The sequence below is a fragment of the Frankia sp. CcWB2 genome, from assembly GCF_977927585.1.
On sequence record NZ_CDWRCM010000116.1, the window covers coordinates 13,606 to 14,964 of the forward strand.

Sequence of the window (1,359 nt, forward strand, 5' to 3'; positions counted from 1 at the left end):
TTCCAGAATCTGGCGGTCCGCAACACCGACCGGTCGTGGCCGGCTCTACTGGCCGAGGCGATGGGGGTGACGCCGTTTCGCTATCCGGTCTATCCCGGGCCGGATGGCTGCGCCGGCCTCCCCCTCAACATGGAGGAGTTGCTGCGCCACGCGGACACCATTACCAAGGGCCGGCCGCTACCGGCGCACGCGCTACGTCTGATAGTCACGCTGTACACCCAGGCGCGGGGGGTGCAACGCTACTGGGACTTCGGCCCGGGCCGGCTCCCCGTCGAGCAGGCGGAATTCAACCACAATCTCGCGATCTACGGCTGGGATGTCCGCGACGCACTCTCGAAGAACGTCGGCTGGTGCCAGGAACAGCTGGCCGAGCACCCCGCCCGCCGGTCCTGGAATCCGCGCAGGCTCCTGGTCCAGAACGACGGGCCGATCGCTGCCCTGCGCACCCTGGCCGGCCCCAGCGACCCGGGTACCACCCAGCTGACGGCGGCGCAGCAACTCGGTGCCGAGGGCGTCGGCACGCTCGTGGTCGCCCTCGGGGCTAACAACGCGCTGTCCAGCGTTCTGGGGCTACGGCTGGCCTGGAGCGGAGACGACTTCGCCGACCTGAACGGGAAGAACGCCTACACGGTATGGCGCCCCGCCCACTTCCAGCAGGAGTACGACCAGCTCGTCACCGAAATCGAAAAGGTGGGAGCCCGGCATGTCGTGCTGGTCACCGTCCCCCACGTCACCGTCGCACCGCTCGCCCGCGGGGTCGGCGACAAGCCGGAAGGCTCGCGATACTTCGCCCGCTACACCTACGCCTGGATCAGCGACGACCAGTTCGACACTGCCGACCCCTGCCTGACCGGGACGCAGTGCCGGCAGATCGACAGCGCCATCGACATGTACAACCAAGTCATCATCGAGCACGTCAGGGCGCACCGGCAGGCCGGTGACGACTGGCGGGTCTTCGACCTGTGCGCCTTGCTGGACCGGCTCGCCTACCGCCGCTATCTCGACGACCCGACCACCCGGCCGAGTTGGTGGAACCGGTACGGCCCCTATCCGTTACCCCAGGCGCTCCGCGAGCTGCACCCCCGGCCCGACACCCGGTTCTTCCTCTCCGACGCCCGGGGCCGCACCCAGGGAGGTCTTATCGCGCTCGACGGCGTCCACCCCACCAGCATCGGCTACGGCATCATGGCCAGCGAAATGCTCGCGATCCTGGCCCGCGCGAACGTGCCCGGAGCCGTAGGCGCCACCATCGACTTTGCTGATCTCCTACGTCGGGACACCCTGCTCAGCAACCCGCCCGCCAGCCTCGGCGGCAACTTCCGCACCCTCGGCTGGCTACAGCACCGGCTTCAGCTGTTC

The 1,359-nt window shown here is 68.6% G+C and carries 1 protein-coding gene; it reads left to right on the forward strand.

Features of this window, described 5'->3' with window-relative positions:
- Positions 1–1,359 (forward strand): hypothetical protein (locus ACY45C_RS13410; RefSeq protein ID WP_462187943.1); only part of this gene is annotated, 1,359 nt, incomplete at both ends.